Genomic DNA, 26,426 nt, shown 5'->3' with positions numbered 1-26,426 from the left:
CTAGTCCATTAGTTTTCGTTACATCAGTATAGCCCATCAAACACAAGTGAAGCCTAAATCAACGACTCTGACCCCATTGATTGGATCAAATAAACCTTACATATCAACAGCTTACTATATTTAAAATTAATATAAATGTCGATATATCGAACTTCATACAAATCAACTAGCTAAATATAAATAACGTGATAAATCAGGCTAAATTAATTGTTTAAAAATAATTTCGATCAATTAATTTGATTAACTTTCAAATTCCTCAATTTTCTCATATGATGGGATTAATCTAAGTTAGGGGACGTTGTGAATGGCTGACGATATACTCACTATTCAAGAGTTGGCGATCTATTTAAAACTCAATGAAAAAACGGCTTACCGATTAGCAAGCGAAGGCAAGTTACCAGGCTTTAAAGTCGGCGGTAGCTGGCGCTTTAAGCGTGTAGATATTGAACAATGGATTGAAGAGCAGAAACAAAAATAAGGACATTAATGAAAATTATAATGAACAAAGCTGGAAATGGTGACTGCTTTTTAGTGAAGACAAACTTTTCGAACTTGCTTATTGATGGTGGAACATCTTCATCTTACAAACATTGGTCCAAGTCCTTAAGTAATATAAATGTAATTGACGCGCTATTTATTACCCATATTGACAGCGATCATACAAATGGAGTAATTAAATTACTGGATGAAAAAGTTAATAAAACTATCCATATCTCCAATGTGTTTTTTAATGGCGTTAAAGAAATTACACAGATGGAAGTAGGTTTAGATTGTGATTACGATACCGAATACGATGCAATAACAAGTAACTTCTCGCAAGTACATAATACAGATATGAACATAGGTTTCTCCGAAGGGACCTCTCTATCCTATATGCTTGAATTAAAGGGAGTATTAATAAATCAGACGAATAAGTCAAAAGCTATTCATCAAGAGTCATTTAATAACCCTCTAAAAATTAATGATGTTACAATTCAAATTTTAGGACCGAAATTAAAATCATTAAATAAATTAAAATCGCTTTGGTTAGATGTTCTAGAAGAAAGAGGTATTCGAAGAAAAGTAATTACAAGCAAACACTCAAAATCATTTGAAACATTCGTAAACTCTCTTTCTCAAACTCAAAATGAAGACTCCAACATTTCAAGTAATAATACTTTGTGTATAGATGAACTATGCGCCCAACAGTACGTCCGTGATACATCCTTATCGAATGAAACAAGTTTATCTTTTATTATACGAAATAATGACAAATCTATCCTTATGCTAGGTGACTCGCATGTAGAAACAATCATTGAGTGGATGGACTCTCAGCAAATCAAGATATTACATATTGATGCAATCAAAATATCTCATCACGGCAGTAAACATAATATTAACGCAGATTTTATAAAAAGAGTTATGTGTAACAAATATTTGATTAGTACAAATGGAAAGAAGCATCATCATCCAGATTTAGAGGCTTTAGCAATCATATCTAAATATTCCTCTAAGCCGATCACCAACATTTATTTAAACTATAAAATCGAAAAAATTCCAACTACATTCATTAAAAATTTGGGTAACTTGCCTAACCCAGCATTTATTCACTTTGGTAATGAAGAGATCACGATATGAGTTACAAAAAAACAAGTACCGAATTTCAAATTGACTCTATTTTTTTATTAGAAGCTGTAGATGAAAATGGTCAAAACATTAAAAGAGGTACTTGTTTCGCTGTATCTGAAAATTTACTTTTAACAGCTAAACATACAATATCAGGCCGCAATACTTTTCGCTGCTACTTAACGAGTGATAGCTTTAAAAATAAAAACTTTGTAACTTTAGAGTTAATAAATCACGAATCTAGCTGGGATTTCGCAATATTAAGGTTACCAAATAAAGTTCTACCTTCATTTATTCCGTTAAGTGATGCTGAAGTTCCTCGCCTAACAGCGGTTAAAAGTTGTGGCTATCCAGTAGAGTCTGGCCATATAGCCGCACCTATAGATGTATTCGTAAATAATCACTACCCACAGGATAGAACCCACCTTTATAGCTTTGATTTAACTCAAGCTAAAACTGTTAAAGATTATCAAGGAATGTCTGGCTCACCAGTCCTATATAAAGAGCATTCAATTGGGGTATTAGTAGTACAAAGGGGAACGACTGTTCTTAAAGTTATTTCAAATAAAGATATTGCTAAGGAAATCCCAGAATTATTTGATGAGCTTCATTTTCAAAATATCACTAAAGAAGAAATTGAATATAATCCACCTTCACAGCCAAAATCTCCATTTTACGCAAGAATAGATTGTGATAAAGACACCCCAAACATAAAAGCTTTAGATATAGGCTTTGATCGCTCAGTTTGGAGAGTTCAAAATTTAATTGATCTGTCAAGTGAGTGGCTAATCGATTATGCGCTATCAGCTTCAGTGAAGAAAAGCTTAGAAGACAAACCGTTCTCTCAGATGAAAGTAGCCATGAAATTTTTCATGGAAAGTGATATTCACGCAATGTGTGATTTATTTCTTCATATAGCTATCAGACAAAACTACAAAACAATCCCTATTGTAAACAAAATATTTAATTCTGACATAGGCTCAGCCTTATCATGCTCACACATAGTATTAAACAGAGGCGAAATTGGAATATGGCTTGGAATATCGTCGATAGAAGATAATTTGAAAGATGCTACACATAAAGCAATTGAGAATATAAATGCCATATTTTCTCAGAAAGATATAGAAAAAAGATTAATTTTAATAACTGAACAAATGGATACCACATGGCCTTTTAAAGATAAGCTAAATAAAATAGCGGATTCTACACTTCCAATATTTCAACGTTTCGATAGATTAGTAATACCTGTATTCATTACCCATGATAGTAAAACGATTCAAAACTATTCTGAAGAAAAGTTTAAAGATAATCTTCGTATAGAACTAGATGAATGCAGGCTTTTGCTTAAACAAAACTTCTCAAATGACATAATTCGACTAGTTGATTTAAAAGTTTTTATTTTCCCAGCAAACAACACATCAACTTTATTCAGTAAGTTTAAAGAAGGGATATCTTTATGCTAGAAATGACTTTATTAAACTTTAAAGAAAGTATTACAGACCCTAAATTTGATAACTGGGATAGTTTACTTATTAATCTAATAGACCTTTATAACACTCATACAGTCAATAATGACATCCGTGATATTGTTTTAAGGCTACTAGAGCGAAGAAAAGACTTAGGCAATGCAGCTAAACTGTTAGATCATTTAATTGGAGAGCTTGGCCTTTACCCATATCTACAAGAAAAAAAATTAGACTTTAAGGATAGAATTAGACATACATTATTTTCGGCTCCAGAATTAGTAGATAAAACATTTCACATAAAACAAGCTGAAGTTTTTCATAAGTTGATGTCTGGTAAAAGTGTGGCACTTAGCGCTCCTACTAGCTTTGGGAAAAGCTTAATTATAGAAGCGATAATCGCTGATTATAAATTTGATAATATTGTAATAGTAGTTCCTACCATAGCCTTGATCGATGAACTAAAGAAAAAACTTCATAAATACAATGATCATTACAAGATAGTAACTCAATCCAATCAAAAAGTAACAGATCGTAATCTTTTTATTTATACACAAGAAAGAGTTATTGAATCAAATAACCTTGAAAAAGTAGATTTTTTTGTCATAGACGAGTTTTATAAACTTGCTCCTACAAGTACAGACGATTATAGATGCGACCGGCTAAATTTAGCGTTCCATAAATTACATAATCAGTGCAAACACTTTTATATGTTAGGGCCAAATATAGAAGGTATATCAGAAGGTATTGAAAAGACTTTGAGCTGCAATCTAGTAAAGTATGATCACTTCAAAACAGTCTCAACCAATGAATATTATTACGAGATTAAAAGTACAGGATCAGATAATAAAAAAGATGAGGAAAGGGATATACATTTATCATCAATTTTAGATTCTATTGGTGCAAAGCAACAAACTGTCATATTTTGTAAATCCCCAAAACGAGCAAATAATCTGATAAACAAAATTATTAATTTAGGGATTATTCCAAAATCTGAGAAGAATAGTGATTTATCTCATTGGTTAAAAGAAGTTTATCACCAAGACTGGAACCTTGCGTTAGGCATTGAACATGGTATAGCCTGCCACCATGCTAAGTTGCCGCGTTCCCTCGGTTCTTTAATTGTAGAAATGTTCAATAGTTCAAAGATTAACATTTTAGTATGCACTTCAACCCTAATTGAAGGAGTGAATACAAATGCCAGAAATATTATAATTTATGATGATTGTTTAACTCGCAATGAGAAATTAGATACCTTCACCTTTAATAACATATCAGGTCGAAGTGGGAGAATGTTCGAACATTATGTTGGAAATGTATATATTCTAGGGGATAAGCCTCAAGAAGCACTTCCTTTCGTAGATATTCCAATTGTATCACAAAGTGATAACGCGTCACCTTCGATGTTACTGCAAATAAGTGAAGAGCTGGATGACGCTGGAAAGCGTAAAATTTCTCGTTATACAAATCAAACGACTCTCCCTATAGAACTATTAAATAAACATCAAGGGATTCCCCCTGAAAGGCTTCTAGAGTTTGCTGAAGTTTTTGTGGATAAATGCGGAAAATGGCACCGATTAATGAATTGGACAGAAGCTTACCCTAAAAAAAATCAACTAAACCATTTATGTGTACTTATGATGGAGTATTTTAAGGTAACAACAATGGGATCTGGTTGTATCCGTTCAACTAAGCAATTGAATAGCCGAATTCGTGATGTTATGGGAAACGTATCAGATAAAGATATGATTCTTGAAGAGTACAACTATAGGAAGTCTGAAGATAGTAAATATACTATAGACGATGCTGTACAAGTTATATTCGAATTTAAGCGTAACTTAATAGGTTATAATCTCCCGAAAATAATATTTGCGATCAATGATATACAAAAATTAATTTTCGAAAGGTTTTCTTATACACCTGGTGACTATAGCTCCTTCGCTGTTCACCTAGAATCTTTTTTCGAGTTACCCGCACTTAGTTATTTAGAGGAGTACGGGATTCCTTTTCATATATCTCGAAAAATAATAAATGATATCAAATTAAATGAGCAAGATGATCTTGACGACGTTATCCGTAAAATAAAAGAAAAAATCAGCACTATTAGAAGAAATGAATCAATATCCAGTTTTGAACATGAAATTTTAAAGAATGCTATAAAGTTCATGTAAGGCTTTATAAAGGAGTATATAAAAATGTCACAATGGCTTTTAGCTAGATTACAAGAACAATCTAAGGAAATATTACAACCACAGTTTGCGTTTCAAGGAGCTATGAATTGGTTAAGATCATTATCTTTAATTATTGAAAGTACTGCAACTATTCAAGATGAAGCCAATGATTTATATGCTGACATTCCGCTAAGAAAACACAACCGAACACTCGATACAAAAGTATTCGATAACATTCACTTCGCTTTTCAAAATATTGCATCATTAAACGCATTAAATACTGATGTGGAATTTAAAAGTGATATTTGTAATTCAGCTATAGTGTGCTGGCATGATGCAATTGTTTTCTCAGCTAAAGCTATGGTATGTGCCTATTATGATCATGAACATAATATGGATGAATTAAATATGGTTAATAAGTTGTGGCAAGAATCAATTGTTACTAATGAACTCATCCCTTCCCCGTTTAATTTATCCATACCAACATTGGTAAAAAAAGAATCCGAAGCAATTATTAAAAGGTACAGAGGTACAAATACCTACACTCTCGATTATTCTATCCGAGATAAAACTATGGCATATGGGGGATTATGTTCTAATTTAAAAGGAACACATGGTTATGAGTTATGGAAAGCCGAAATACAAATTAAAGAAACAGAACACTTTAAATCACTTGGTGTCGACAGTTTTAGAACAAAAATAGCCCGAGAATATAGAGACCAAATTCTATCAGAAGGTAGTGTTAATTTTCTTGTGCAAGCTAACCGCTTTAGAGGGAAATCAAACTATCGAGATTCAATTTATCTTACCTACGGTGAAAACAACTCAGAATCACTCAAGATCTTTATAAACGACTTGTTAGAGGTCTCAACAGCATTTTTAAAATGTGCCTCTATTTACTGCTCAAAAAGAGTAGAACCAGATACGTGGAATTCTTTTGTGGATGATATAGAAGAAAATACTTGTTTGACCATCGAAGTGGATATTATTAAGCCAAATTAAAGTAAAAAAATAGACAAACCGAAGTTTGTCTATTTTTTAATACATTGTCTGAAATTCATATATTCAGACACACACTCAATTAATCTGCATACGTCTCAATTGGCGGACATGAACAAATTAAGTTACGGTCACCTAACACGTCATCAATACGTGTAACTGTTGGCCAGAACTTGTCTTTTGCCACACTTGGTACTGGGAATGCCGCGTAGAAACGGTCATACGCTCGGTTCCACTCATTGCCTAGTACGTCAGCTTGGGTGTGTGGTGCAAATACCAATGGGTTGTTTTCAATAGACCATTCACCAGAGATGATTCTGTCTACTTCGCCCTTGATAGAGATCATGGCTTCAATGAAGCGGTCGATTTCTACTTTAGATTCAGACTCAGTAGGCTCAATCATCAATGTGCCCGCTACAGGGAACGACATAGTCGGTGAGTGGAAACCATAATCTTGTAAACGCTTAGCGATATCCATTTCTGTGATACCTGACGTTTCTTTGATTGGGCGTAAATCAACAATACATTCGTGTGCAACACGGTTGTTTTGACCACGGTACAAAATTGGGTAATGCTCACTTAGCTTTTCAGTTAAGTAGTTGGCGTTCACAATCGCCATTTCAGTTGCTTGCTTTAAGCCTTCTGAGCCCATCATCGTGATGTATGCCCATGAAATAGGCAGAATAGCGGCTGAACCGTAAGGTGCTGCTGATACTGCGCCATTGCCTTCAGTCGTGCCTGGTACATTAATCACGCTGTGGTTAGGCATAAACTCTGCAAGGTGTGATTTAACCCCTATTGGGCCAACACCTGGACCACCGCCACCGTGTGGAATACAGAATGTTTTGTGCAAGTTAAGGTGCGATACGTCAGACCCAATTGAACCTGGGCTGGTAATACCCACCTGTGCGTTCATGTTCGCGCCATCCATGTATACTTGGCCGCCGTGCTCATGCACGATGTTGCATACTTCTTTGATGCTTTGCTCGTAAACACCGTGCGTAGACGGGTAAGTTACCATGATACATGATAGGTTTTCAGCTACGTCAGCGGCTTTCGCGCGCAGGTCGTCCATATCAATGTTACCAAGCGAGTCACACGCAACAACCACCACTTTCATACTGGCCATTTGTGCTGATGCTGGGTTAGTACCATGTGCTGAACTTGGAATTAAGCAGATGTTACGGTGCCCTTCGCCACGTGACTCATGGTATTTACGAATTGCGATAAGACCCGCATATTCACCTTGTGCACCAGAGTTTGGCTGTAATGATACTGCGTCGTATCCGGTGATGTTTACTAGCCACTCGTTAAGCTCGTTGATCATCACTTGGTAACCTTGCGCTTGATCAAGCGGGCAGAATGGGTGCATTTCTGCAAATTCAGGCCACGTTACTGGGATCATCTCCGCTGTCGCATTCAGTTTCATGGTACATGAACCTAATGAGATCATGGAGTGGTTAAGCGCTAAATCTTTATTTTCAAGACGCTTAATATAACGCAGCATTTCAGTCTCGCTGTGGTACGAGTTGAAGTTAGGGTGCGTTAAAATTTCGTCGTCGCGTTCTAGGCTTGCAGGAATACCTGTGATGCCATCAGCTGCAACCTGAGTATCAAGTGCGTCTACATCAAGGCCATGGCCTGCACCGAGAATAATATCAAACAACTGTGCTACGTCGGCACGGGTGGTTGTTTCGTTCACTGATACTGAGTATTCACCGGCATGGTTAGTTGCAAAGTTTACCTCTGCTGCAATCGCACGCGCTACTACCGCGTCTTTATCTGCGCTTACCACTGTTAGCGTGTCAAACCATGTGTCATGCTTCAGTGCAACGCCTTTTGCTTTAAGGCCGATTGCTAAAATACTGGCAAAACGGTTAGTACGCTGCGCAATGGTTTTTAGCCCTTGAGGACCATGGTACACCGCATAAAATGCTGCCATGTTGGCTAGCAATACCTGCGCTGTACAAATGTTTGAATTGGCTTTTTCACGACGAATATGCTGTTCACGTGTTTGCATTGCCATACGCAGTGCGTCGTTACCTAAGCGGTCTTTTGATACACCAATGATACGACCTGGTAGCGAACGCTTGTACTTATCGCGTGTTGCGAAAAATGCAGCATGTGGACCACCGTAGCCCATTGGTACACCAAAACGCTGTGCTGAACCCAGTACCACGTCTGCACCCAGTTTACCTGGAGCTTTTAGTAGCATTAAGCTCATGATGTCTGCGGCAACACAGGCAATCGCTTTTTTGTCTTGTACTTGTGCGATAAGTGCTTGTACCTCTACCACTTCACCCGTTGTGCTTGGGTATTGGAATAAAGCACCAAAAATTTCATGGTTTACCGCGTCTGTCGCTGGGCCAACGATGATGTCAAAGCCAAACTGTTCTGCACGCGTTGTGACCACGTCAATGGTTTGCGTGTGAACATCTTCGGCAATAAAGAATGCATTGGCTTTTTTCGCTTTAGACACGCGTTTTGCCAGTGCCATCGCCTCTGCTGCAGCCGTTGACTCATCAAGCAATGAGGCTGATGCTAAGTCTAAGCCGGTAATATCAATGGTAAGAGTCTGGAAGTTAAGTAATGATTCTAAACGACCTTGGGCAATCTCTGGCTGATAAGGAGTATATGCCGTGTACCAACCTGGGTTTTCAAGTACATTACGTAAAATCACGTTTGGTACATGTGTTGGGTGGTAACCCTGACCAATGTACGACTTGAATACTTTATTTTGGCTTGCAACCGATTTTAAGTAGCTCAGCGTTTCAACTTCAGTACGGCTATCGCCAACTGTTAAACCTTGCTCTAAACGGATAGCCGCAGGGACGGTTTGACCGATCAGCTCTTCAACACTCGATACTTCTAGAGCAGCTAGCATATCGCTAACTTGCGCTGGGCTAGGCCCAATATGGCGGCGAATAAAATCTTGCTTTTGCTCTAACTGTTCAAGAGATTTGGCGTTTGACATTAGTCCAGATTCCTATGATCCAAAAATATAAATAATATTTACTGCAATAAACCAACGGGGTTTATATTTGGTTTACGCTAAGCAATTTAAAACACCCCACTTCAATGGGTATTGGCCTTATTAAAGTGTGTGTTTGAAAACAATAAAAGCCCCAGTTAGGGGCTTTTAAAAACTCACGCGAAGATTAGTCTTCGTCAATTGAGTTTGCGTAACCTTCAGCGTCTAACAGGTTACCAAGTTCAGCTTCATCAGATGCTTTAACGCGGAATAACCAACCATCGCCAAACGCATCGTTGTTTACTGTTTCAGGTGAATCTTCAAGGTCTTCGTTAATAGCAACGACTTCACCTGTGATTGGTGCGTATATGTCTGATGCCGCTTTTACCGACTCAGCGACTGCACAATCTTCACCCGCATCAACTTCATCACCAACTTCTGGTAATTCTACGAATACCATGTCGCCTAAAAGCTGTTGAGCGTGCTCAGTGATACCTACAGTATAAGTACCATCACCTTCAGCGCGAACCCACTCGTGTGAAGACGCGTACTTTAACTCGCTAGGAATATTGCTCATTTTTTGTTCCTTTGGTTCGGTTTTTTTAGGCGGCGCACCGCCCTATTATAATATTAAATAATTGACTTGCCGTTACGTACGAAGCTTGGCTTCACTACTTTAACGTCAACTAACTTTTTGCGCATTTCAACCTGTGCTGTCTCACCAGTAGAGCGAGGTACACGTGCTAAAGCAACACTAAAACCTAATGTCGGAGAGAATGTACCAGAAGTAATCACCCCTTCGCCACCTTCTACGATAACTTTAGAGCCACCACGTAATACACCTTTGCTCTCTAACACTAAACCAACTAGCTTATCAGTGCTTTTATCCGCACGCTGCTGTTCAACTACTTTGCGGCCAATAAAGTCACGCTCAGCAGGTTCCCAAGCAATCGTCCATGCCATATTTGCAGCCAATGGTGACACTGTGTCATCCATGTCTAAACCGTACAAGTTCATGCCCGCTTCTAAACGTAGCGTATCTCGTGCACCTAAGCCAGCAGGAGCAACACCTGCATCTAATAATTTTTGCCAAAGGTCAGCCGCGCCGTCATTGTGTACCACAATTTCATATCCTGCTTCACCGGTATAGCCTGTGGTAGCGATGAATAAATCACCTGCTTGCACACCAAAGAATGGCTTCATACCTTCTACAGCCGCGTTTTGATCCGCATTTAAAATCTCAGCCGTTTTTGCTTTCGCGTTCGGACCTTGTACTGCAATCATTGCGTACTCTGGGCGCTCTGTCACTTCAACAGCATACCCTGCTGATACAGTCGCGATGTGTGCCAAGTCTTTTTCACGCGTTGCTGAGTTTACAACTAAACGATAATCTGTTTCTGTGAAGAAATAAATAATAAGGTCATCAATAACACCACCTTGCTCGTTAAGCATTCCGGTATAAAGAGCTTTACCCGGAACAGTTAACTTCGCCACATCATTGGCAACAAGTTTACGCAAAAATGCTTTTGCGTCGTCGCCTTTTACGTCAACAATGGTCATGTGAGACACGTCAAACATACCTGCATCGGTACGTACTGCGTTATGCTCTTCAATTTGAGAACCATAGTTGATTGGCATCTCCCACCCGTGGAAATCTACCATTTTTGCGCCAGCTTCAATGTGCTTAGCATGTAGTACTGTTTTAGAAGTCATATCATTCCTTCACTTTATTTGTGTACTTGTTGTGTATAAACAACCAGTATTGCCTCATATTGAGGTGGGGTTAATTCAATAGCAACAAGGGCCGAAGAATACGCTCCTAGCCCTTGTCATTTAATCTGGGTGTTAGTTTAGGTGAAAGCCTTGTTCACGCAACACGCCTTGCCATTTATCCAATGTGGACTGTAAAGCAATCAATTGATACTGCTGCTGGTCATTCTCAAGTAATGAAGTGACAAACACCTCACCACTTTGCCTGCCATAACAGACTTGTTTATCTGATAAACACAGACCCGGTGTTAGCTCAAAACTAGTTACTAACGTGTCAAAAGCATGCTGGCCGCTTAACGTATTGATACTTAAATCATCGCGTACCACCAGCTCTATATCGTAATCATGATCATGCTGCTTTATTAATGCTTTAAATGATGCAATCGCATCAGTATTTACCACTAAGCGATACGCGGTTTCGCTAAAATAATAAACGGCAAAATACTCACCACTGACTAATTGACCTTTGACGCCCAATCCTGGGGCAATCAATTTGTTTAAATTCAGCCCTAGCACTTGGCTTAAAAATGGCGTGGTTTCAAAACCACTAAAGTCCAATACTACTAGGCTATGTGTAGCAACCATGCTGTTGTCTACCGGCGCAGTACCTTGTCGATGTTTAGCAAACATAGTAGGAGCAAAAGTCATTGCTACACCCTAAATAAATTTTCATTAACTGCGAGTATATGGGTGCAGATAAGCAACAACAAATTGTAATTTTTTATCAGTTGATAAATAATACTTATATAAACAGCTAGATTAAATTGTATTTATTAATATGAAGAACTTATCGATTGATGGTCTGCGCACGCTTGTAACGGTAGTGGAAGTGGGTGGCTTTGCGAAAGCGGGTGAACGCCTTGGGTTATCTCAACCGGCGGTTTCACTGCAAATTAAGCGCCTTGAAGATATGCTCAATTGTAAACTGTTTAAAAAACAAGGCCAACGTCAGGTGCTCAACCAATATGGCGAGTTATTACTGCCCCTTGCCAAGCAAATGCTGCAGCACAACGATGCTATTTTACAGCAGTTCACTTCTGAGAGCGTAACAGGCAAAGTACGCTTAGGTATTCCCAGCGAATTTGCGGCACGCATACTGCCTTCTATTATTGGCGACTTTGTTGCTTTGTATCCCGATGTCTCTCTAGAAGTAAAATCGCGCTTGAGTAAACATTTACTCTCCGTCTCCCGTCAAGATCAGTTCGACCTGGTATTGGCTCTAAATGAACAAACGGGGTCTGAACAATTCCCCGTTTTCATGCAAGATCAATTAGTATGGGTCGGCGATTTATCTTTAATCAAAGATACAAACCAAGTGGTCACATTGGTAACGGCACCAGAAGGTTGCATTTATCGCCGCAGAGCCATTGAAGCGCTGCAGCAAGCAGGACTAAAACATCGTATCATTTACAGCAATGCCGATCTAACAGGACTAATTGCAGCCCTAAAAGAAGGGTTAGGTGTGACTGTACTCGCTAAAAGTACCGTCCCCAGCGATCTGAGCTACCAAGCCAATACCAAACATTTACCTGAGTTGGGAGATATTGATATTTGTTTAGTGAAAAACTCGGCTGAGTCAGTTCACGCTGTTGATAAGTTAGCCGAATTTATTGCGCTACGATTAAGCTAATTGTTTTCAATTATCACTTCTGAGTCAATGGATCCTGAATCAAGTTCAGGACGACGATAAAGTTAAAATTCAGGGAGATGATAATACTAAACGTCAAGGCGACTATCAGGTGAAACGTCAAGACACATATAACCAGGCTTAGAGCCTTTCTCCCTATGTCTCACCCTGTACCATCGTCTTTCTGACGTAGGTCAGAATCCAGATTCACTTGCATATCACTGCAAAAGCACATGGACCCTGAAACCAATTCAGGGCGACGATAAAGTTAATACTCAGGGCGACGAGACTATTTCACTATATCGTCTTTCTGACGTAGGTCAGAAAGACGATATGCAACTAAGAATGTTCACGCTCTCCCTATTTGCCCACGGCTTCTTTTGCAAACAATGTTTTTATCGGTCCCAAATTATCCACTAGGCTTAGGCCCACTCCACGTAATAATTTTTTAACCGGATGCCCGCCTTCAAATAACTCTTTTAAGCCTTGCATCATGGCAATGTGTTTTTGCGCATCGAGCTTACGACTTCGCTCATACTCACGAAGTGTGCGCATAGACGCAAACTCCCCATCTTGAGTTAAACACGCAATTAATGAAGCCGCATCTTTAAGCCCTAAGTTCATCCCTAACCCAGCCAACGGGTGAATTGTATGTGCCGCATCCCCCATCAATACGACTTTGCCACTAAGCCATTGCTGAGCATAGCGCATTTTTAGTGGGAAAACGGCTCTATCGTCTGCCACTTCGCACAAGCCACATTGGCTATCTATTGCGACATTTAGTGCTTTATTAAATTCAGTAGCAGGTAACGCCATTAAGCGCTTAGCCTCTTCAGGTGAGGTCGACCATACAATAGAATGATGATGTGCATCATTTAAGGGTAAAAATGCCAATGGTCCAGTATCTAAAAATATTTGCCGTGCCGTGGCATTATGCGGTTGTTGCGTTTTAACCGTTGCCACAATCGCATTGTGGTCATAATCCCAAAACGTCAATGGCATTTTAAACTGGGTTCGTATCGCCGAGTTTGCTCCATCTGCAGCGACCAGTAATTTGGCCATCACCGGCATCCCCGACTCCAACGTGATCAATACATCACTGTCGGTTTGGTGAATTGCTTGATAACGGGTCTCAAAACATAAGGTGGCACTAGGTTGTTGCTGTAAAGCCACAAATAGCCCAAAACGGATTGCGTCATTTTCAATAATATGACCAAGCTCAGGTAAATCTAATTCTGCGCTATTAAATGTAATTTTTCCGAAGCTGTCTTGATCCCGAACATCCATATGCGTGTAAGGCATCGCGCGCATTGCACTAATACTTTGCCATACATCCAGAGACTCAAATAAAATTTGACTCGCAAGGCTTATTGCGCTCACTCGATTTGCAAAACTATCAGCCAAAGGCTGTGGCTCACAACCACTATCTATCACTATAACACTGATATTTTTTTTCGCTAACCCCAATGCCAGAGTTAACCCTACGGCACCGCCACCAACAATACAAACTTGCGCTTGTTGCATTACTTGTTTCCTTTTCTCACATGACCCATTAATTGCTTCGCCAACGGGCTTTTTAAGCGTGTAGACAATGCCATCGCCAGTAATCCACAGTTGCGGCCCAGCGCAACCAATCGCGAACTATTTGAAAATAATCTAACGAGTCCATCAGTTAATGCCATCACATGATCAATATCCGCGAGCCGGCTTTGCTCAAATTCATGCGTAAATGCAAATTCTCCCAACGCCTCTCTAGGGTACTTTTCGATTAACGATACGAGCGATTGAATATCACGTACACCAAGGTTAAACCCCTGCCCTGCAATTGGATGAATTGCATGTGCAGCATTCCCTATCACCACAGCGCGGTGATGAACGACACGGTCAACCTTGCCCAGCACAAGTGGGTACTGAGCTCTTTCGCCTACTTGGGTAAAAATACCAGCACGGAAACCAAATGCACTTTGTAGTGCCTCTATAAACAGCGTACCTGTCATAGTTTGATATTCGTGTAGCTGATCACGGTGCATACACCACACTAATGAGTAGCGATCTTTACTCATAGGTAACAACGCCATCGGGCCATGTTCAGTAAAACGCTCAAATGCCTGACCATCATGCCCACCAGCCACTTCAACATTCGCAATTAATGCGCCTTGTTCATACGCCTTACTCGTAAACCCTAACTGCAACTTATCCCGTGTTGGCGACTTAGCCCCATCAGCTAACACCAGCAACTTGCCACTCAATAAATCACCCGTTGTGAGCGTCACTATCACATGGTCTATTTTCTGCTCCAACTGGGCCACATTGGCTGGACAAAACATACCAATATCTGCACTTTGCAGCTGCCGATGTAATTCATTACCATACGGGTTGACTTCCACCACATACCCTAGCGCATCACAGTTATAATGTTGATGATCTATATCAGCTTTTCCAAAGTGGCCCCGATCAGACACATGGACTTGATGTATGGCTTGTGCAAATGACCACTGTGGATTAAATAACCCAAACCGCTTTAAATACGATACAGACTGCTCTGCCAATGCAATACTGCGATCGTCAAAGCTAGGATGTGCTTGCCCTTGAGGTTCAAAGGCTTCAATAACACCAATGTGATATGTGGGGCATTGTTTTTTGATTGCCAAGGCAGCGGTTGCACCAGCCATACCGCCCCCTACAATTAATACATCAAACTGTTGCAACCGATTCTCCTACTGTTGCATTAGCGCTTCTATCTCTGCAATGGTTTTTGGGACACCCGCAGTTAAGTTTTCAAAGCCATCATGAGTGATAAGCAAATCATCTTCAATTCGTATGCCAATACCTTGAAACTGCGAGGGAACTTGCGCATCTTCATCAAAATACAAACCAGGTTCAATCGTCAACACCATGCCTGGCTCAAATGGTCTGTCAGCTTCATCTAATTTATATTCACCAACATCATGCACATCTAAACCTAACCAATGGCCTAAGCCATGCATATAAAAAGCTTTGCAAGCTTGTTTGTCTAGGAGTGTATCTAAATCGCCCGCTAAAATACCGAGGTCGATCAAACCTTGCGTCATTACTTTCATCGCAGCATGATTTGCTTTAACTAAAGTACCGCCCGGTTTTACCTGTTGAAATGCCGCCTCTTGAGAAGCCAATACCAGCGCATACAGTGCTTTTTGTGGTTCACTAAACTGCCCTGAAACAGGAAAAGTGCGTGTAATGTCAGCGGCATACCCTTCAAGTTCACACCCTGAATCGATTAAAACAAGGTCACCACTGTGTAACTGGTCGCTATTCTCAGTGTAATGTAAAATATTGGCGTTATTCCCCGAACCAACAATCGTGCCATACGCTGGGTGGCGTGCACCATTCATTGCATAATGATGATGTATTTCAGCCTCAAGCTGATACTCTGTTGCATCAGCAGAGGCAAAACGCATTGCGCGTTTGTGCGCATCACAACTAATTTGTGCGGCTTTGCGCATCACTGCTATTTCTGCGTTTGATTTAAACAATCGCATTTCATGCAAAATAGGTCGAATATCTTTGATAATTTCAGGTGCTCGATAACCTTTTTTAGGTGCGCCCCTTAATGTATTCATAATGGACCAAATTTTATCATCAAATGCTGGGTAGGTGCCTTGGCCGTAATACAGAATACGATTACCGTTAACTAAGTCTAAAAGTGTGTCATCTAACTCACTCAAAGGAAAAGTATCATCAAGCAATAAATCTTGTTTTGCCCGCTCAAACCCCATTCTTCGGCCGTGCCAAATTTCGGCTATTTTGTCCTTATTCCGGCAAAATAAGCTGCTTTTACCTTTGCCATTGCTATCTTTACTCAGCACCAGAACCGCATCAGGTTCATTGAAGCCCGTTAAATAGAAAAAATCACTGTCTTGCCTAAATGCATATTCGGTGTCTCTGCTGCGCGTTAGCTCTACTGCGGCGGCAATAACCGCAACTGAACCGACATCTAACTCTGCAAGCACGCGAGTGCGGCGTTCTAAAAATTCATGTGTTGTGATCATCAGTGTAGCGTCTTTGAAGTTGTGCCAGCTTCTGGCTCTTTACCCATTTCAGCAAAACACAGTAGTGCCGAAACCCGAATGTATTCAATGATTTCGTGCAGCGCTTGTTGATCTTCTTCACTGTCATCGAAATGTGTATCTAGTTTGGTGATCTCAGTAAAGTCACTGATCACTTCTTTTACATCAGCCGACAACTTACCATAATCTTTTTGCTTTAAACCAAACCCAAGTAAGAAGCCTGATACCCAACCTACCAGCGCATTTGCTTGGTCGAGCAGCGATTCGTCTTCGCTTGGTAAAAATAGGTCGAACTGAAATTCACTTTCATTAAAGTGCTCAATAACATGCTTATACATTTCAGCAAAAAACTGTTTCAGTTCTTCACTGAAGTTTTGACCTTCATTAAACACATCACTGAGTAAGCCCAAATATTCTTTTGCTTCAATATTTAGACCGCAAGCTAATAAACCACTGATGGCACCATGTACTTCAGCAGGGGCTACATAAATGTCGTTTTTTTCTAGCACCAATTGGGCTTGGGTATAATCTTTTAATTCGCTCATCAGTATTTCTTACACTCACAATTTAGTTTGTTAATGCTACCACTCGAAGTATAGCAACTCCAAGCAATTGTATGTGCTGGGTTAAAAATCAAACTCGTCGTTTAGTAAACTAGCAATACAGCATAAATTAGCAGCAAACAGCGAAGTATTTTGCATTTTAGGTTTCTACTGAGGCAGATGTTTTATATACTGAATAGGTTCCCTAGCTCGTTGGACAGCCGATTAAGTCCCTGAGCCGATAAACTTTATTTAGGGACGTAGTTTGCTTACTTTTGTGCAAGCTCGGCATGTACCGAGAAGCCTACGGTAAGCTGTTGCGTTCCGCCTTGAACCTTAGGGTTCGAGGGCTGACATCAGCATCCGCGTCGCTGGGGCACACCATTTTCAATACCTTCTTCGCTTATTTTAAACCGCATAACGCGATAAATAACGTATGCATTTGCCAATGCAATCGACTTTCAATACATCGCACTTAACGCGACGTCAAATACCGCGTAACAGCTTGAATTTATATCTCAAACCACATAGAGAATAAGCATAAAATATAGCAACTAGATAAAATAGTTACTCAATTAGCCTCACACTAACGCGTTTTCTTGTGAAAAGTGCAGCATTGGCTTACGATTAGGCAAACGCGCATTAAGAATGGCTACTCATGCAGCTCAACCATACGGATATATTTGTAAAGCAATGAAAACCAGTAAGTTAAGTATTAAGTTGTTATGGTACATCACCCCCTTGGTGATCTTGCCTTTGCTGTTTCTTGGTGGATTTACACTCACAAATGTGACGAGCTCAACACAAAAACAAGCCAAACTTACCGTGAGTCGCTTTGTTGAACAACAACAACAAAAAATGTTCAATTACATTGAAATATACCAATCCACAACAAAGCTTTTGTCTAACTCTCCGGTTTTGATGGATTTTCTTAACCAAACCAATGTAGATACGGTTTCCAGTACCTCTAAACTCAGCGCATTAGTGGACGTATTTGCCAGTTACAGTGAAGCCTACCCAGACATTTTAAGTATTAATTTGGTGGGGCCAAAAGGAAATAGTAAAGCGTATCACGCAAATAACTTGAGCCAAGCGCCAATAAGCTACCCTTTTTTCAGTCAAGTCATTAATAACAATCTCAGACAACAACAATTTATGGTGGCAACAGCCAAAGGCACCACACACCTCTACTTTGTGCAGCGCATATATGGGGTAAATTTACAATTAAAACAACCGAATCAGCAAGGTTATATTATTGTTCGCGTTGACCCATCTATTATCAATTCAAGTATTTTTGAATCGGCTTATGACAATACCTTAAACTTACTCGTGACTGATGGCGGTGAAATTCTTTTCAGCTCAGACAAACAACTATTCAGCAACTACTTGTCACCTGATGAAATTGAACAAATACATGAAGTCGCCGATAAAGGCACGCTCAACGCTATAAATTTAGAAAGTATCGATAATGTTGAACGTATGCTCTATGCCGTGCAACTCAGCGGGGGGTATTACTATTTATCCACGATACCGAAATCTTTACTCTACCATTCAGGTAAAGCCATTAGCTTAATTACAGCGCTGATTGTTATTCTGTCAGTCATTATATTACCCATTCTCATTTTTATCGTGGTGCGTAATTTACTCCTCAACCCCATTGAATTATTAGGTGAAGCAAGTCATCGTGTGGGCGATGGCGATTTGTCAGTTTACCTACCAACACAAGGTAATGATGAGGTTGGCACCTTGTTCCACGACTTTAATCACATGGTGAAACAAATCAGAGATTTCCAAGGTGAGTTGGAAGAATATAAACATCACCTAGAAGAAAAAGTCGACAACCGTACCCGCGCATTAGAAGAAATGAACAAACAGCTTGGTGGTGCGATTACACAAGCCAAACAGGCCAATGAACTTAAGAGCCGATTTTTAGCCAATATGAGTCATGAGATCCGAACGCCTTTGACGGCCATCATGGGCTTTACTGAGCAACTTTTACATAACCCAGATGCGAAAGGTACTCGTCACCACTTAGATACCGTGTTGCGAAACTCAAAACATCTATTAGAACTCATAAACAATATCCTAGACTTATCCAAAATTGAGGCTGAAAAACTCGCTGTTGAACAAAATGCGCTGGAATTACAGCCTTTACTCGAAGATATTGATTCCATTATGGCACCTATGGCGCAAGAGAAGTTATTGTCATTCTCTATTGATTACCAATTCCCGTTACCTAAAGTAATGCACAGTGATATTACCAGACTCAAACAAATCCTCTTAAACATCGCAACCAATGCCGTGAAGTTTACTGAGTTTGGTGGCATAAAGATCACAGTGTCCTTTAATGAAACTCTGCAGCAATTTCAATTTGTTGTCGAAGACACCGGCATTGGTATGTCTCAAGCTGAAATCAATCGTGTATTTAAGCCTTTTGAGCAAGCCGATAGCACAACCACTCGACGCTTTGGTGGTACTGGCTTGGGGCTATGTATTTCCAAAAATTTAGCTCAACTATTGGGTGGCGACGTTGAGGTGCACAGTGAGCAAGGTGTTGGGAGTCGATTTACAATCCATATTGCAGGTAATTATCAATGTAGCGACTATGAACTGACCTATGAGCTATCTAAGTCGATACCTGAGCAAGACATTTCTCAAGAGCTATCTAATACTCACATAGATGCCCATATTTTACTTGCTGAAGATAATCCAGATAACCAAGTATTAGTGACGCTCCTCTTACAAGCTTGGGGGATCACGCCCGATATTGCCAAAAATGGGGCAGAAGCGGTAGAAAAAGCGCTCGTCAATGACTACAACCTGATTTTAATGGACATGCAAATGCCGGTTATGGGCGGGCTTGAAGCCACTGAAATGCTCAGACATGCCGCCTACGATGGGCCTATTATTGCGCTCACAGCTAATGTAATGAAACAAGACGTTGATACTTACCTCGCGGCAGGTTGTAATGAAACGCTCGGTAAGCCTATTGATAAAACAGAGTTAGGTGCAGTGCTTCTCGAACACCTTCAACTTGAAGATGCCAGCCAGTCGCAATGGGATTCTTTATTACAAAGTGAAAAGTTCATGCAGATCAGTCAAAACTACATTGCAAAGCTACCTGAGTATTTAACCCAACTTGAGTCTTATTATGACAATCAAGAATGGGTGTCTCTCAGAGCCCTTTCGCACAGTTTAAAGGGTAGCGCTGGTTGCTTTGGTTTTATGAATATTCACAGTGCAGCTGATGACTTAGAGCAAAGCTTACGGACAAACAATCAAGCGCAATGGCAATATGCGTTACTCAACTTAACTGAAGCCATCAAATACACACTGAAAAATCAACAATCACTTAAAGTCGCCAACTGAACCTAATCGATAATATGCCTATTCTGTGTGCTATTAGGATGCACGTACAGGCTTTAATTATCCCATCATAAAGCTGAGGGCGAGTGCCATGAGTATTGCGTCTTCTTTACCTTGTGTGCTCGGGTAATAATCCTTACGTATCCCCACTTCGGTAAACCCTACTTGAGTATATAAACCAATTGCAGCAACATTCGATGCGCGTACTTCTAAAAATACATTCTCGGCTGACATTGTTTCACTGCGTGCCACAAAGTCATGAAGTAACGCTTTTGCTAACCCTCGGCCTTGATATGCCGGTGTAATACAAATATCCATTAGGGTATTATCGGGCCCAGCACGCTCGCCAATGTAAAAGCCAACCAATTTTTCATCACAATACAGTGCACCGTTAAAATAACGGCCCGCCAAACAGGTTTGCATGGTATTTTCAGACCAAGGGAACCCGTGACAAGCACGCTCTATGGTCATCAACTCATTGAGTGTTAGCGTTGCCAACATATCGTGCTTAATTTCAGTATTCACTTAGTAGTTTCCATAATTGACGCTTTTGCTGCGAGTTCAACTGTGCACTGGGAAGCAAAAGATGCTTTTCGGTTATGCCAACATCAGCACCTTGGTAAATGACGCTCAAATCAATTAAGGAGTCGGCCAATTGTATATCACTCAACAGTTGAGGATTGAGGGTCAATACGGTCTGCGTATTCGAGCCGGTGCCAGTATGATCCGCTTGTTTTAATCTTAAAGGTGTAATTTCTAGAACTTCAGCATGCAATGGGTGCATAAAAACCTGCGAATATATAAAACTGAATGTGACTTTAGGGTATAAAATATGAAGTAAAAAAGGAAGTGGCAGGGGCGGCAGGACTCGAACCCGCAACCATCGGTTTTGGAGACCGCTGTTCTACCAATTGGAACTACGCCCCTGCAATGACGACGAATTATAGAGATGTTTTATAAAAGGTAAAGCGTTATTTCATAAATTACGCTTCAACTGCTTCTTAAATAAACAAAAAGGCGAATATTTAACATATTCGCCTTAAATATTAGCAAACTAAGTAACTAATAAGTGGTTATTCCCACTCAATAGTTGCCGGTGGTTTACCTGAAATATCGTAAACAACACGCGAGATTCCATCAATCTCGTTGATAATACGGTTAGAAACTAACCCTAAGAAGTCATAAGGTAAGTGTGACCAACGCGCGGTCATGAAATCAATGGTTTCAACACAGCGTAATGATACAACCCAATCATACTTACGTGCATCACCCATCACACCCACAGACTTCACTGGTAGGAATACAGTAAATGCTTGAGACACCTTATGATAAAGGTCGGCTTTATGTAGTTCTTCAATAAAGATAGCATCTGCACGACGCAATAAATCACAATACTCTTTCTTAATTTCACCAAGTACACGTACACCAAGACCAGGTCCTGGGAATGGGTGACGATAAAGCATATCGTAAGGTAAGCCGAGCTCTAAACCAATCTTACGTACTTCATCTTTGAACAATTCACGTAATGGTTCAACCAGCCCCATTTTCATATCATCTGGCAGGCCGCCAACATTGTGATGTGATTTGATCACATGTGCTTTACCTGTAGCAGACGCGGCAGATTCAATCACGTCAGGGTAGATAGTCCCTTGTGCAAGCCATTTAGCATTAACCAATTTCTTCGACTCTTCGTCAAAAATATCAATAAAAGTATGGCCAATCGCTTTACGCTTTTCTTCAGGGTCTGATAAGCCTTCAAGGTCTTTCAAAAATTGGGCTTCAGCATCTACTTTGATGATGTTCAAACCAAACTTGTCACCAAACATATCCATGACTTGTTGACCTTCGTTTAAACGAAGCAAACCGTTATCAACAAATACACAAGTCAGTTTATCACCAATTGCACGGTTAATGAGCATCGCAACTACGGATGAATCAACCCCACCAGATAAGCCAAGGATAACTTCGTCATCCCCTACTTTTTCTTTAATACGCGCAATCGCGTCATCAATAATTTGTGCTGGCGTCCATAACTTCTCACAACCACAAATGTCGATTGCGAAACGTTCTAATAAGCGCAGACCTTGCTGCGTGTGTGTCACTTCAGGGTGGAACTGCACGCCATAGAAGCGCTTTTCTTCCCAAGACATCGCAGCATGAGGGCACGTATCTGTGCGTGCTGTCGTCGTAAATGTGTCAGGAATTGAGATAACTTTATCGCCGTGGCTCATCCACACATCTAAAAAGTCAGTGCCGTCTTCAATGTGATCTTGAATTTGATCAAATAACTTACAATCGCCCACTTTTTCAACACGGGCATAACCAAACTCTTTTTTGTCAGAGCTTTCAACTAAGCCACCCAACTGCATCGCCATTGTTTGCATGCCGTAACATACGCCTAATACTGGCACGCCAGCGTTAAATACGTACTCAGGTGCTCTTGGGCTATCATCTTCAGTAGTCGACTCTGGGCCACCCGATAAAATAATACCTTGCGGATTAAATTCACGGATCTGCTCTTCGGTCACGTCCCAAGCCCATAGCTCACAATAAACACCGATCTCACGAATACGACGCGCAATTAGCTGCGTGTACTGTGAACCGAAGTCTAAAATCAAAATGCGGGAATCATGGATGTCTTTGCTCATTGATAATCTCGTAGTTAGGAAACGACTCACACCAACCGAAATAAACTACTCTGAGTTAACTTCGCTATATTGGTATCAATTTAGTAAAGCACAAAAACGAACTTTACTTAAAATTAAGAAGGGCTAGCATGCGCTAGCCCATTTGCACACACTGAATTTCAGTGTGTTAGCCCATTCTATAGTTAGGCGCTTCTTTGGTGATTTGCACGTCATGAACGTGCGACTCACCCATACCAGCAGATGTAACACGCACAAACTGTGGTTTAGTATTTAGCTCAAAAATATCAGCACATCCGGTTAGACCCATAGCACTGCGAATACCACCCACTTGCTGGTGAATGATTGTCGCAATAGGTCCCTTGTAAGCAACACGACCTTCAATGCCTTCTGGCACTAACTTTTCAGCTTGTTTAGAGTTTTGGAAGTAACGGTCTGACGACCCTTCTTTTTGGTTCATAGCACCTAATGAACCCATACCACGGTATGATTTGTAGTAACGACCTTGATACAATTCAACTTCACCAGGCGACTCTTCAGTACCTGCGAGCATTGAGCCCACCATCACGCATGACGCGCCTGCAACCAATGCTTTAACAACATCACCTGAGAAACGAATACCACCATCAGCAATCACTGGAATATCGCGACCTTTAAGGCCTTCAACTGCATCTGAGATAGCCGTGATTTGTGGAACACCACAACCAGTTACGATACGTGTTGTACAAATTGATCCTGGGCCGATACCCACTTTAACCGCGTCAACACCCGCATCCGCAAGAGCAATCGCACCTTCAGCTGTTGCAACGTTACCTGCGACGATTTGTAAATCTGGAAATGCGGTACGCGTTTCTTTAACTCGGTCTAGCACTCCTTGAGAGTGACCATGTGAAGTATCGATAAGCAATACATCGACACCCGCATCAACCAATGCTGCAATGCGTTCATCAGTACCAGCACCAACACCAACGGCTGCGCCAACACGAAGACGACCTCGCTCATCTTTACATGCATTCGGCTTTTCTTGTGCTTTTTGATAATCTTTAACCGTGATCATACCTTTAAGCTTAAATGCATCATCAACAACCAAAATCTTTTCGATACGGTGCTCATGCATTAAACCAAGAATTTCTTCACGAGATGCGCCCTCTTTAACTGTCACTAACTTGTCTTTTTTCGTCATTACAGTCGAGACAGGCTGTTCAAGTTTTGTTTCGAAGCGCATATCGCGGCTCGTTACAATCCCTTCAAGCTGATTGTCGGCGCCGGTTACAGGAAAACCTGAAAAGCCTTTTTCTTCAGCAAGTACCAATGCGTCTTCAATGGTTAAATCTGAGGTCACCGTCACTGGAAAAGAAACAATCCCCGCTTCGTACGTTTTTACTTTACGTACGTTACGAGCTTGCTCTTCAATTGTCATATTCTTATGAATAAAACCAATACCACCTTCTTGCGCTAACGCAATCGCTAAACGCGCTTCGGTAACGGTATCCATAGAAGCAGATACAAGCGGTAAGTTCAATTCAATACCACGCGTTAAACGCGTCGATAGATTTGCGGTATGAGGTAAAACAGTAGAGTGTGCTGGAACTAATAGCACATCATCGAAGGTTAGGGCTTCTTTGGCAATTCTTAGCATGTTTGCGGTTTCTCTCACGTGGAACTGAGTATAAGGAATTGCGTGCAAATTTTATCAGCGTTCCCCATGCGAGTAAATAAATATTATCAAAAAATATGATAAAGTACTCCGCAATGGCACTTGGAGAAACTAAATTGAGCTATCAATCGCGCAGTACTATACCCCAACATGTTTATACCGTTTCTAGATTAAACAAAGAGATCCGAGCTATTTTAGAGCAAGGTTTTGCTCAAATTCAGCTTACTGGAGAAATTTCTAATTTTGTTGCCCCTGCGTCAGGTCATTGGTATTTTTCACTCAAAGATGAAAAAGCGCAAGTCAAAGCCGCAATGTGGCGCGGTAATAACCGCCAATGCAGCTATCGCCCCGTCAATGGTGCACAAGTGACATTACGCGCGCGCATCTCGGTTTATGAGCCAAGAGGTGATTACCAAGTCATCGTCGAACATATGGAGGCAGCGGGTGAAGGCCTGCTGAAACAACAGTATGATGCACTCAAGTTAAAGCTCGCAGCAGAAGGGCTATTTGGTAGTGTCCATAAAAAGCCTTTGCCTGAAAAAATCAATAAAATAGGAATCATCACTTCTGCCACAGGCGCTGCAATTAAAGATATTTTATCCGTGCTACAGCGCAGAGCCCCACAATTAGAAGTGGTTATTTATCCCTCACAAGTACAAGGCAAAGACGCACATTATCAATTAATAGAAAAGCTTCAACTTGCTAATCAACGTAACGAAGTCGATGTCATAATCATAGGTCGTGGTGGTGGTTCACTCGAAGATCTATGGTGCTTTAACGAAGAGCTATTAGCACGTGCCGTATTTGCCAGCACGTTGCCTGTGATTAGTGCGGTTGGCCATGAAATAGATACCACTATTTCAGATTACACGGCTGATTTACGAGCCGCAACGCCCTCTGCTGCTGCTGAATTAGTCAGTCCAGACCAAGAGGTTTTACTCGCTGAGGTTCAAAGTTATAAAAACCAGCTGAGTAAAGCTGCAAACAACCATATTGCTCATGCAAAACAGCATGTACAAGTACTATCTCAACGACTGCGCTTGCAACATCCAAAAAACCAATTAATGCAGCAATCTCAGCGTGTTGATGAGCTTTCAATGCGTTTGCAGCGTGCTTTTAATCAACGTCAACACACCCTCATAAACCGTATGAATTTGCTAGAGCAAAGGTTAGAACATCAACACCCTAAAGCGCACATTAACATTGCAAAGCAGCGCCTAAGTCAATTACAACAACAATTACACCGGTTACAACAACGCAAGCAAACTGAACAACAAAGCCAATTGGCTTTACTCGCTGCAAGGTTAGACAGTGTTAGCCCGTTAAGTGTACTAGCGCGAGGATATAGCATTACAAAAACAAATAAAACGGTCATAAAATCGATTGCTCAGCTCGAAAATGGCCAAGCTATAACGACACAATTTAATGACGGGATGGTACATTCTCAAATAACTAAAATCACAGCGAATTCAAAGTAGCTTTATCTAAGTACTTGCTATTTTTATCTTGCTTGATAGGAAAAGATGTTGTCAGGGGCAAGGTATGTTCGAAACCGTGCTCTAGG

At 40.6% G+C, this 26,426-nt stretch carries 20 protein-coding genes, 1 tRNA gene and 1 other RNA gene; 9 read left to right on the top strand and 13 right to left on the bottom strand.

The window, feature by feature from the left end; translation table 11 throughout:
• The first annotated feature begins 304 nt into the window (after window positions 1–304).
• Genes J8L97_RS18625 through J8L97_RS18605 form a run of 5 tightly spaced genes read left to right on the top strand, consistent with a single transcriptional unit; the run spans window position 305 to window position 6,241 of the window.
• A complete protein-coding gene (locus J8L97_RS18625) occupies window positions 305–478 on the top strand; it encodes a helix-turn-helix domain-containing protein (RefSeq protein WP_211052068.1) in 174 nt (57 codons plus the stop codon).
• An 8-nt stretch (window positions 479–486) separates the two neighbouring features.
• Window positions 487–1,617 (top strand): MBL fold metallo-hydrolase, encoded by a 1,131-nt coding sequence (locus tag J8L97_RS18620; protein WP_211052067.1) that lies wholly within the window; start codon window positions 487–489, stop codon window positions 1,615–1,617.
• Window positions 1,614–3,068, top strand: coding sequence for a Hachiman antiphage defense system protein HamA (locus J8L97_RS18615; RefSeq protein WP_211052066.1), 1,455 nt, complete (start codon window positions 1,614–1,616; stop codon window positions 3,066–3,068). The genes J8L97_RS18620 and J8L97_RS18615 overlap by 4 nt, the downstream gene beginning before the upstream one ends.
• Window positions 3,062–5,239 carry a DEAD/DEAH box helicase gene (locus tag J8L97_RS18610; RefSeq protein WP_211052065.1) on the top strand — a complete coding sequence of 726 codons (2,178 nt, stop codon included), beginning with the start codon at window positions 3,062–3,064 and terminating at the stop codon, window positions 5,237–5,239. The genes J8L97_RS18615 and J8L97_RS18610 overlap by 7 nt, the downstream gene beginning before the upstream one ends.
• A gap of 24 nt (window positions 5,240–5,263) precedes the next feature.
• A complete protein-coding gene (locus tag J8L97_RS18605) occupies window positions 5,264–6,241 on the top strand; it encodes a hypothetical protein (protein WP_211052064.1) in 978 nt (325 codons plus the stop codon).
• A gap of 79 nt (window positions 6,242–6,320) precedes the next feature.
• Here the strand turns inward: J8L97_RS18605 and gcvP are convergent, their stop codons facing one another.
• The 4 genes from gcvP to J8L97_RS18585 form a co-directional block, all read right to left on the bottom strand.
• Window positions 6,321–9,212: an aminomethyl-transferring glycine dehydrogenase gene (gene gcvP, locus J8L97_RS18600; protein WP_211052063.1), complete on the bottom strand. Its 2,892-nt coding sequence runs from the start codon at window positions 9,210–9,212 to the stop codon at window positions 6,321–6,323.
• 184 nt (window positions 9,213–9,396) lie between these two features.
• The gene (gene gcvH / locus J8L97_RS18595) at window positions 9,397–9,786 is read right to left on the bottom strand and encodes a glycine cleavage system protein GcvH (RefSeq protein WP_211052062.1); all 390 of its coding nucleotides are present in this window, start codon (window positions 9,784–9,786) and stop codon (window positions 9,397–9,399) included.
• A 53-nt stretch (window positions 9,787–9,839) separates the two neighbouring features.
• Entirely contained in the window at window positions 9,840–10,922 is a 1,083-nt protein-coding gene (gene gcvT, locus J8L97_RS18590; protein WP_211052060.1) for a glycine cleavage system aminomethyltransferase GcvT, read from the bottom strand.
• Between the two features lie 132 nt (window positions 10,923–11,054).
• Window positions 11,055–11,627, bottom strand: coding sequence for a hypothetical protein (locus J8L97_RS18585; protein ID WP_211052058.1), 573 nt, complete (start codon window positions 11,625–11,627; stop codon window positions 11,055–11,057).
• 130 nt (window positions 11,628–11,757) lie between these two features.
• Between J8L97_RS18585 and J8L97_RS18580 the strand changes: the two genes are divergently transcribed.
• Window positions 11,758–12,609, top strand: coding sequence for a LysR family transcriptional regulator (locus tag J8L97_RS18580; RefSeq protein WP_210995888.1), 852 nt, complete (start codon window positions 11,758–11,760; stop codon window positions 12,607–12,609).
• A gap of 357 nt (window positions 12,610–12,966) precedes the next feature.
• On the opposite strand, the gene J8L97_RS18575 is transcribed toward J8L97_RS18580, so the two are convergent.
• From J8L97_RS18575 to J8L97_RS18560, 4 genes are read right to left on the bottom strand one after another with little or no spacing between them, the layout of a single operon-like run.
• On the bottom strand, window positions 12,967–14,130 hold the full coding sequence (locus J8L97_RS18575) for an FAD-dependent monooxygenase (protein ID WP_211052056.1): 1,164 nt from the start codon (window positions 14,128–14,130) through the stop codon (window positions 12,967–12,969).
• Window positions 14,130–15,314, bottom strand: coding sequence for a 2-octaprenyl-6-methoxyphenyl hydroxylase (gene ubiH, locus J8L97_RS18570; RefSeq protein ID WP_211052054.1), 1,185 nt, complete (start codon window positions 15,312–15,314; stop codon window positions 14,130–14,132). The genes J8L97_RS18575 and ubiH overlap by 1 nt, the downstream gene beginning before the upstream one ends.
• 9 nt (window positions 15,315–15,323) lie before the next feature.
• Window positions 15,324–16,634, bottom strand: coding sequence for a Xaa-Pro aminopeptidase (gene pepP, locus J8L97_RS18565; protein ID WP_211052052.1), 1,311 nt, complete (start codon window positions 16,632–16,634; stop codon window positions 15,324–15,326).
• The gene (locus tag J8L97_RS18560) at window positions 16,634–17,197 is read right to left on the bottom strand and encodes a UPF0149 family protein (protein ID WP_211052050.1); all 564 of its coding nucleotides are present in this window, start codon (window positions 17,195–17,197) and stop codon (window positions 16,634–16,636) included. The genes pepP and J8L97_RS18560 overlap by 1 nt, the downstream gene beginning before the upstream one ends.
• A 196-nt stretch (window positions 17,198–17,393) precedes the next feature.
• Between J8L97_RS18560 and ssrS the strand changes: the two genes are divergently transcribed.
• Both ssrS and J8L97_RS18550 read left to right on the top strand, forming a co-directional pair.
• Window positions 17,394–17,576, top strand: a non-coding RNA gene (ssrS, locus tag J8L97_RS18555) — 6S RNA.
• Between the two features lie 311 nt (window positions 17,577–17,887).
• Window positions 17,888–20,563: an ATP-binding protein gene (locus J8L97_RS18550; protein WP_211052070.1), complete on the top strand. Its 2,676-nt coding sequence runs from the start codon at window positions 17,888–17,890 to the stop codon at window positions 20,561–20,563.
• Between the two features lie 57 nt (window positions 20,564–20,620).
• Here the strand turns inward: J8L97_RS18550 and rimI are convergent, their stop codons facing one another.
• From rimI to guaB, 5 genes are all read right to left on the bottom strand, one after another.
• Window positions 20,621–21,061 carry a ribosomal protein S18-alanine N-acetyltransferase gene (gene rimI, locus J8L97_RS18545; RefSeq protein WP_211052069.1) on the bottom strand — a complete coding sequence of 147 codons (441 nt, stop codon included), beginning with the start codon at window positions 21,059–21,061 and terminating at the stop codon, window positions 20,621–20,623.
• 13 nt (window positions 21,062–21,074) lie between these two features.
• Window positions 21,075–21,344: a hypothetical protein gene (locus J8L97_RS18540; RefSeq protein ID WP_192506384.1), complete on the bottom strand. Its 270-nt coding sequence runs from the start codon at window positions 21,342–21,344 to the stop codon at window positions 21,075–21,077.
• A 66-nt stretch (window positions 21,345–21,410) separates the two neighbouring features.
• Window positions 21,411–21,487 (bottom strand) — tRNA-Trp (locus J8L97_RS18535).
• A gap of 146 nt (window positions 21,488–21,633) precedes the next feature.
• The gene (gene guaA, locus J8L97_RS18530) at window positions 21,634–23,208 is read right to left on the bottom strand and encodes a glutamine-hydrolyzing GMP synthase (RefSeq protein WP_211052048.1); all 1,575 of its coding nucleotides are present in this window, start codon (window positions 23,206–23,208) and stop codon (window positions 21,634–21,636) included.
• A gap of 166 nt (window positions 23,209–23,374) precedes the next feature.
• On the bottom strand, window positions 23,375–24,844 hold the full coding sequence (gene guaB / locus J8L97_RS18525) for an IMP dehydrogenase (RefSeq protein ID WP_192506382.1): 1,470 nt from the start codon (window positions 24,842–24,844) through the stop codon (window positions 23,375–23,377).
• A gap of 113 nt (window positions 24,845–24,957) precedes the next feature.
• Between guaB and xseA the strand changes: the two genes are divergently transcribed.
• Window positions 24,958–26,340, top strand: coding sequence for an exodeoxyribonuclease VII large subunit (gene xseA / locus J8L97_RS18520; RefSeq protein ID WP_211052046.1), 1,383 nt, complete (start codon window positions 24,958–24,960; stop codon window positions 26,338–26,340).
• Window positions 26,341–26,426: the final 86 nt, after the last annotated feature.

The sequence above is a fragment of the Pseudoalteromonas sp. MMG012 genome (assembly GCF_018100875.1).
In the GTDB taxonomy this organism is placed as follows: Bacteria; Pseudomonadota; Gammaproteobacteria; order Enterobacterales; family Alteromonadaceae; genus Pseudoalteromonas; species Pseudoalteromonas aurantia.
The sequence above is the reverse complement of the archived record's forward strand: the minus strand, read 5'-3'. Positions and strand labels throughout refer to the sequence as shown.